Raw genomic sequence first — 390 nt, 5'->3', positions numbered from 1 at the left:
GGAGCTGAAACTGTTGTCCGAGCATGCCGTCGACGGCATGCGCGGCGGCAATCTGTCCGGCTTGGCGTTGTGCGGCAACGAGATGTGGACCGTGTCCGACCGCGACGACGACCGGATCTATCGCCTCAAACCCAGCGATGTACCGGTCTGGCAGGCTGAAACAGTCGACATCCAGGTGCCGACCGTGCCGGATAACGATTTGCCGTGGGGCCTGAGGTCTCGCACCTGGGCGGCGTCGTTCCTGCGCGGGGGCGAGCTGGATTTCGAAGGCATCAGTTGCGACAGCGCCGGTAATCGCTATGTGGTCAGCGAGTCCAATGCCGCCGTGCTGCAAATACCGCCGACAGGCGCTGCATCGTGGTTGAAAATCGCTCCGACGATGATCCGCCA

1 protein-coding gene is annotated in these 390 nt (G+C 62.8%); it reads left to right on the top strand.

Translation table 11 applies throughout. The features are described from left to right. Positions 1 to 390, top strand: a 390-nt coding sequence (locus OC610_RS28965) for an esterase-like activity of phytase family protein (RefSeq protein ID WP_264433263.1), incomplete at both ends; no start/stop codon positions are given.

Origin of the sequence: Pseudomonas agronomica (genome assembly GCF_025917275.1) — a bacterium.
In the GTDB taxonomy this organism is placed as follows: Bacteria; Pseudomonadota; Gammaproteobacteria; order Pseudomonadales; family Pseudomonadaceae; genus Aquipseudomonas; species Aquipseudomonas agronomica.
Note: the sequence above shows the minus strand (reverse complement) of the source record. Positions and strands in the feature narration are given on the sequence as shown.